Annotated in this window: 8 protein-coding genes and 1 pseudogene; all 9 read left to right on the forward strand. The window is 72.1% G+C overall.

The genetic code is table 11. The features are described 5' to 3' along the window. The first annotated feature begins 38 nt into the window (after window positions 1-38). The gene (gene rplS / locus AB0K09_RS08490; RefSeq protein ID WP_168096161.1) at window positions 39-389 is read left to right on the forward strand and encodes a 50S ribosomal protein L19; all 351 of its coding nucleotides are present in this window, start codon (window positions 39-41) and stop codon (window positions 387-389) included. Window positions 390-434: 45 nt separating this feature from the next. After that, the gene (gene lepB, locus AB0K09_RS08495; RefSeq protein ID WP_366064530.1) at window positions 435-1265 is read left to right on the forward strand and encodes a signal peptidase I; all 831 of its coding nucleotides are present in this window, start codon (window positions 435-437) and stop codon (window positions 1263-1265) included. A 175-nt stretch (window positions 1266-1440) separates the two neighbouring features. Beyond that, window positions 1441-2355: pseudogene (gene lepB, locus AB0K09_RS08500) on the forward strand (signal peptidase I); the annotation flags it as partial. Beyond that, window positions 2324-3262, forward strand: a complete 939-nt coding sequence (gene lepB, locus AB0K09_RS08505; protein ID WP_366064536.1) for a signal peptidase I — start codon at window positions 2324-2326, stop codon at window positions 3260-3262. The pseudogene lepB (AB0K09_RS08500) and the gene lepB (AB0K09_RS08505), both read left to right, overlap by 32 nt. A gap of 82 nt (window positions 3263-3344) precedes the next feature. Next, complete coding sequence (gene lepB / locus AB0K09_RS08510; protein ID WP_366064531.1) at window positions 3345-4097, forward strand: signal peptidase I; 753 nt, start codon at window positions 3345-3347, stop codon at window positions 4095-4097. After that, window positions 4078-4620: an NUDIX hydrolase gene (locus AB0K09_RS08515; protein WP_366064532.1), complete on the forward strand. Its 543-nt coding sequence runs from the start codon at window positions 4078-4080 to the stop codon at window positions 4618-4620. The genes lepB (AB0K09_RS08510) and AB0K09_RS08515 overlap by 20 nt, the downstream gene beginning before the upstream one ends. A 40-nt stretch (window positions 4621-4660) precedes the next feature. After that, window positions 4661-4969: a DUF2469 domain-containing protein gene (locus AB0K09_RS08520; RefSeq protein ID WP_003980220.1), complete on the forward strand. Its 309-nt coding sequence runs from the start codon at window positions 4661-4663 to the stop codon at window positions 4967-4969. Between the two features lie 115 nt (window positions 4970-5084). Then, window positions 5085-5447: a YraN family protein gene (locus AB0K09_RS08525; RefSeq protein WP_366064533.1), complete on the forward strand. Its 363-nt coding sequence runs from the start codon at window positions 5085-5087 to the stop codon at window positions 5445-5447. Beyond that, window positions 5447-6287, forward strand: an 841-nt coding sequence (locus AB0K09_RS08530) for a magnesium chelatase domain-containing protein (RefSeq protein WP_366064534.1), incomplete at its 3' end; no start/stop codon positions are given. The genes AB0K09_RS08525 and AB0K09_RS08530, both read left to right, overlap by 1 nt.

A 6287-nucleotide genomic window follows, 5' to 3' on the forward strand; every position in this document is an offset into this window, starting at 1 on the left:
CCGCCGATGACCTGTGGCATCGGCGAGGAAGAGACGCCATGTCCTCCCTGCTCGACAACGTCAACGCCGCGTCGCTGCGCACCGACGTCCCGGCCTTCCGCCCCGGCGACACCGTGAACGTCCACGTTCGCGTCATCGAGGGCAACCGCTCCCGCATCCAGCAGTTCAAGGGTGTCGTCATCCGCCGCCAGGGCGCGGGCGTCAGCGAGACCTTCACCGTTCGCAAGGTCTCCTTCTCCGTCGGCGTCGAGCGCACCTTCCCGGTGCACAGCCCGATCTTCGAGAAGGTCGAGCTGGTGACCCGCGGTGACGTCCGCCGCGCCAAGCTGTACTACCTCCGTGAGCTGCGCGGCAAGGCCGCGAAGATCAAGGAGAAGCGCGACAACTGAGCTTCCCGCCGGTGTCCGGGCCGGGCCGGATAGGCTCTTGCCCCGATGGACACCGACGCACAGCTTGCGGAGCGCGACCGCTCTTCCACCCCCGACGCGGGGGAGGAGCGGTCGCGCTCCTCGCGTTTTCCGGGCGGATCACGTTTTCCGGGCGGATCGGCCCGGCGGGCGGGCCCGCTGCGGGCGGCATGGCGCTGGGCGGCCGACGGCGGGCCGTTGCGCCGGGCCTGCGCGCTGCTGCTGGTCTGCCTGGTCTTCCTGGTACTGACCAGCAGCTTTCTCATACAGCCGTTTCTGATCCCGTCCGGTTCGATGGAGAACACGCTGCGGGTCGGCGACCGGGTGCTGGTGAACAAGCTCGCCTACCGCTTCGGCGACGAGCCGCGCCGGGGCGATGTCGTGGTCTTCGACGGCACCGATTCGTTCGTCCAGGACCGGCCCGCCGAGAACCCGGTCACCTCACTGATCCGCAAGGGCGCCTCCTCGGTGGGGCTGATGAGCCCCGCGCCGACCGACTACATCAAGCGGGTCGTCGGCATCGGCGGGGACCGGGTCACCTGCTGCGACCGGCAGGGCCGGCTCATGGTCAACGGCCGGCCGGTCACCGAGGACTATCTGTACCCGGGGGACGCGCCCTCGCGGGTGCCGTTCGACATCGTGGTTCCCGAGGGCAAGCTGTGGGTCATGGGCGACCACCGCAGTGCCTCCCGCGACTCCCGTGACCACCTGGGCGAGCCCGGCGGCGGCACGGTGCCGCTGGAGCGGGTCGTCGGACGTGCCGACTGGATCGGCTGGCCGTTCGCCCGGATCGGCTCGCTGCGCCGGTCCTCCGCCTTCGCGGGCGTACCGGAACCCCACGGGCCGGCGCATGGGTAGCCGGGGGCGCACCGCCGCGGACGGGCCGCCCACCGCAGCGGCGGTGCCGGCCCCGGGCGGACGGGCCGCACGGCGGAAGGCGGCCCAGGCGGCTCCTCCCGCCCCGGAGGGCAGGGCGGCGCGGCGCAAGGCCGCCAAGGCCGCCGGGACCGCGCCCCCGGCCCAGGTCCCGGGCGGACGGGCCGCGCGGCGCAAGGCGGCGCGGCGGGCCAAGCGGCGGCGGCGCCGGTCGGTGGTCAAGGAGGTGCCGGTCCTGATAGGGGTGGCCGTCCTGATCGCCCTGGTGCTCAAGACGTTCCTCGTCCAGGCGTTCGTGATCCCCTCCGGCTCGATGGAGCAGACGATCCGGATCGGCGACCGGGTCGTGGTGGACAAGCTGACGCCGTGGTTCGGCTCGAAACCCGAGCGCGGCGACGTGGTCGTCTTCAAGGACCCGGGCAACTGGCTGGAGGGGGAGCATCCGGCCGACCCCGACCCGGTGGTCATCCGGCAGGGCAAAGAAGTCCTGACGTTCATAGGGCTGCTGCCGTCGGCCGACGAGCGAGACCTGATCAAACGGGTCATCGGCGTCGGCGGGGACACGGTCAAGTGCTGTGACACCAACGGCAAAATCACGGTCAATGGGACGCCGCTGACGGAACCGTACGTCCATCCGGGCAATCCTCCTTCCCAGATCCCGTTCGAGGTCAGGGTTCCGCCGGGGCGGTATTTCGTGATGGGGGACCACCGGTCGAACTCGGCCGATTCACGCGTGCACCTGGACGAACCGGATCATGGAACGGTGGCGGAAGACCTGGTCGTGGGGCGTGCGATGGTGATCGCCTGGCCGTTCGGCCACTGGCGGAGCCTCTCCTCCCGGGACACCTTCGCCGCGGTGCGGGACGCGCCGGAAGGTGGCGCACGGGCGGGCGGCGCGGCGCATAGTGTGTCCTCCACGGATCAAGCAGGATTGATCCGGCTCCCGACCCCTGCGGAACTCCCGCTCGTTATGGGAGTGGTGGGCCTGCGCCGTGGACGCGACAGGCGGCAGCGTGGAGTGAGGAGTGGATGTGGGGGATTTGGCGGTCGGCGCGCGTTCCGGTCACGGTGAGCCCGAGCGGCGCGGGGAGGGCGACGAAGCGGCCCTCGAGGGCGCGCCCGAGGAGAGCGGTTCCCAGGCGTCCATCGGCCCCGCGGAGGACGGGGACGACGCCTCGTCCGCGCGGGACGAGGAAGGCCGGGGCCGCGGCGGCCGGCGGCAGCCCCGGCAGCAACGATCCTTCTGGAAGGAGCTGCCGATCCTGATCGGCATCGCGCTGCTGCTCGCGCTGCTGATCAAGACGTTCCTCGTGCAGGCGTTCTCCATCCCCTCCGAGTCGATGCAGAACACCCTGCAGCGTGGCGACCGTGTGCTGGTCGACAAGCTGACGCCGTGGTTCGGCTCGAAACCCGAGCGCGGCGAGGTGGTGGTCTTCCACGATCCGGGCGGCTGGCTCGGTGAGCAGGCCACCCAGCAGAACCCCGTGCAGCAGGTGCTCAGCTTCATCGGCCTGATGCCCTCCGCCGAGGAGAAGGACCTGATCAAGCGGGTCATCGCGGTCGGCGGGGACACCGTCGAGTGCAAGGGCAACAACGAGCCGGTCACCGTCAACGGCAAGGCGCTGAACGAGCCGTACATCTTCCCCGGCAACACCCCCTGCGGTGACAAGCCCTTCGGTCCGATCAAGGTGCCCAAGGGCCGGATCTGGGTCATGGGCGACCACCGCCAGGACTCCCTGGACTCCCGCTACCACCAGGACCTCGACCAGTACCACGGCACGGTCTCCGAGGACGAGGTCGTCGGCCGGGCGATCGTGGTGGCCTGGCCGCTGAACCGCTGGTCCACGCTGCCGGTGCCGGACACCTTCGACCAGAAGGGGCTGAACGCCGCGGGTGCGGTGGCCCCGCCGGCCCTCGGGCTCGCGGGTGCGGTGCCGCTGGTGCTGTGGCGCCGCCGGAACCTGCGCAAGAAGGGCTGACCGACGCCCGTACCGCCGGGTAGGGTGCGATTCCATGCCGCAGGGCATGCGGAATCCGATCTTCTACGCGGCGGGGGCACGGATGAGCACAGCAGAAGGCGTGACCGACGGCCACGGCCGCGCGGGCAGGGTGCTGTCCGGGCTGGCCGTGGCCGTCGGCCTTGTGCTCTTCCTCGGCGGCTTCGTCTGGGCGGCCGTGCTCTACCAGCCGTACAGCGTGCCGACGGACTCGATGGAACCCACCATCGCCCGGGGCGACCACGTCCTGGCCGAGCGCGTGACGGGCGGCGAGGTGCGCCGCGGCGACGTGATCGTCTTCAAGGACAAGGTCTGGGGCGACCTGCCCATGGTCAAGCGCGTCGTGGGCGTCGGTGGCGACAAGGTCGCCTGCTGCGACGCCCGGGGGCGGCTGACGATCAACGGCAGACCCGTCGAGGAACCGTATCTGCGGGGCAGCGGCCCCGCCTCCCCGACCGGCTTCTCCGCGACCGTCCCCGAGGGCAGTCTCTTCCTGCTGGGTGATCACCGTGCCGACTCCGTCGACTCCCGTGTCCACCTCGCGGACGGCGGCAGCGGCGCGGTGCCGCGCTCGGCCGTCAGGGCGCGCGTGGACGCCACGGCCTGGCCGGTGGCCGGCTGGGGCATGATCGAACGCCCGGGCTCCTTCGCCGGACTGCCCGGCGGCACCTCCCGGCCCGGCCCGCTGCCGCTGATGATCGCCGCGGTGATCGCCGGCGCGGTGCTCATCCTGGGAGGTGCGGCGTACGGACCGCTCGCACGCCGTCTGGGCCGTCGAGGGAAGGCGGTGAGGGCCCGTGACGTCCCCGTCCCCTGAGCTTCCCGGCGAGCCCCCGCGCGACGAGGCGTGCTCCACCGCCGGGCCGCGCCGGGCCGCACGGGTCGTGCTGCTCGACCCGGCCGACCGCATCCTGCTGCTGCACGGATACGAGCCGGACGACCCCTCCCGCACCTGGTGGTTCACCCCGGGCGGCGGGCTGGAGGGCACCGAGGGCTGGGAGGACGCCGCGCGCCGGGAGCTGGCCGAGGAGACCGGCATCACCGGCGTGGAGCTGGGCCCGGAGCTGTGGCGGCGCGTGTGCTCCTTCCCCTTCGACGGGCGGCGCTGGGAGCAGGACGAACGCTATTTCCTCGCCCGCACGGACCGCGCGGCGGTGTGGACCGGCGGGCGGACGGAGCTGGAGCGGCGCAGCCTGACCGGGTTGCGCTGGTGGACGTGCGAGGAACTCCTCGCGACACATGAGACGGTGTATCCGACCAGGCTCGCCGGGCTGCTGCGGACGCTGCTCGACGAGGGTCCCCCGAAGACGCCGGTGCTCCTGGAGACGGAGCGCGCCTGACGCACAATGGGGAGACCGTACGGCTGAAGGGGAACATGCCATGAGCGCCGAGGACCTCGAGAAGTACGAGACCGAGATGGAGCTGAAGCTCTACCGGGAGTACCGCGATGTCGTCGGTCTGTTCAAATACGTGATCGAGACCGAGCGTCGGTTCTATCTGACGAACGACTACGAGATGCAGGTCCACTCCGTGCAGGGGGAGGTCTTCTTCGAGGTCTCGATGGCCGACGCCTGGGTGTGGGACATGTACCGGCCGGCGCGGTTCGTGAAGCAGGTGCGGGTGCTCACGTTCAAGGACGTGAACATCGAGGAGCTGAACAAGAGCGACCTGGACCTGCCGGGCAGCTGACGCGCGCTTGTCGCACCCGTGTGGGTGACCGGGTTTTCCACAACCGCCGGGTTGTCCACCAAGATCCAACGGTTTCGGGCGGAGGCGTCACAGTCGGTGCCGGAGGTGGTGCCGAATGGGCGCTCGACGAGCACTCGGCCGCTACGGGGAGGACCTGGCGGCCCGCAGGCTGGCCGCTGCCGGGATGACCGTGCTGGCACGGAACTGGCGGTGCCGCGACGGCGAGATCGACATCGTCGCGCAGGACGCCGACGCACTGGTGGTGTGTGAGGTCAAGACCCGGCGCGAGGGTCCCTACGAACATCCGATGGCGGCCGTGCGGGCCGCCAAGGCCGCGCGGCTGGGCCGGCTCGCCGAGCGCTGGCTGGAGCGGCGCGGCGGCCCCCCGCCGCCGGGCGGGGTGCGCATCGACCTGGTGGGGGTGCTGCTGCCCCGGCGCGGTGCCCCGGTCGTGGAGCACGTCAGGGGGGTGTCCTGATGGGATTCGCCCGTACCTGTTCGGTTGCCCTGGTCGGGGTCGAGGGCGTCGTCGTGGAGGTCCAGGCCGATCTGGAACCGGGCGTCGCCGCCTTCACCCTCGTCGGTCTGCCCGACAAGAGCCTCACCGAGAGCCGGGACCGGGTGCGCGCCGCCGTGGTGAACTCCGGGGCCGACTGGCCGCAGAAGAAGCTCACCGTCGGGCTGAGCCCGGCGTCCGTGCCCAAGGGCGGCAGCGGCTTCGACCTGGCCGTGGCGTGCGCCGTCCTGGGCGCGGCCGAGCGCGTCGACCCCAGGGAGATCGCCGATCTGATGATGATCGGCGAGCTCGGTCTGGACGGCCGCGTCCGCCCGGTCCGCGGCGTCCTGCCGGCCGTGCTCGCCGCGTCCGACGCCGGCTACCGCCACGTGGTCGTCCCCGAGCGGACCGCCGCCGAGGCGTCGCTCGTCCCGGGGGTGTCGGTGCTCGGCATCCGCAGCCTGCGGCAGCTGATCGCCATCCTGGCCGACGAACCCGTGCCCGAGGAGGACGAAGGTCCGCCGGGGGACGGCCGCCCGGACCCGATGCTCGCCGGGCTCGCCCTGCCCGGCGCCGGCCGGACCACGGGGACGGCCGCCGGCGGCCGGCTGCCCGACCTCGCTGAGGTCGCCGGGCAGGGCCGGGCCCGCCGCGCCCTGGAGGTGGCCGCCGCCGGGCGGCACCACGTCTTCTTCCTCGGCCCGCCCGGCGCGGGGAAGACGATGCTGGCCGAACGGCTCCCCGGACTCCTCCCGCCCCTGACGCCCCAGGAGTCCCTGGAGGTCACGGCCGTTCACTCGGTGGCCGGGGTGCTGCCCGCCG

Source organism: Streptomyces sp. NPDC049577, from assembly GCF_040675635.1.
Lineage (GTDB): Bacteria > Actinomycetota > Actinomycetes > Streptomycetales > Streptomycetaceae > Streptomyces.

What these genes read in the sequence shown, in the direction of transcription:
- rplS (WP_168096161.1), top strand. Translation starts at nt 39, where the DNA reads ATGTCCTCCCTGCTCGACAACGTCAACGCCGCGTCGCTGCGCACCGAC.
- lepB (WP_366064530.1), top strand. Translation starts at nt 435, where the DNA reads ATGGACACCGACGCACAGCTTGCGGAGCGCGACCGCTCTTCCACCCCC.
- lepB (WP_366064531.1), top strand. Translation starts at nt 3,345, where the DNA reads ATGAGCACAGCAGAAGGCGTGACCGACGGCCACGGCCGCGCGGGCAGG.
- AB0K09_RS08520 (WP_003980220.1), top strand. Translation starts at nt 4,661, where the DNA reads ATGAGCGCCGAGGACCTCGAGAAGTACGAGACCGAGATGGAGCTGAAG.
- AB0K09_RS08525 (WP_366064533.1), top strand. Translation starts at nt 5,085, where the DNA reads ATGGGCGCTCGACGAGCACTCGGCCGCTACGGGGAGGACCTGGCGGCC.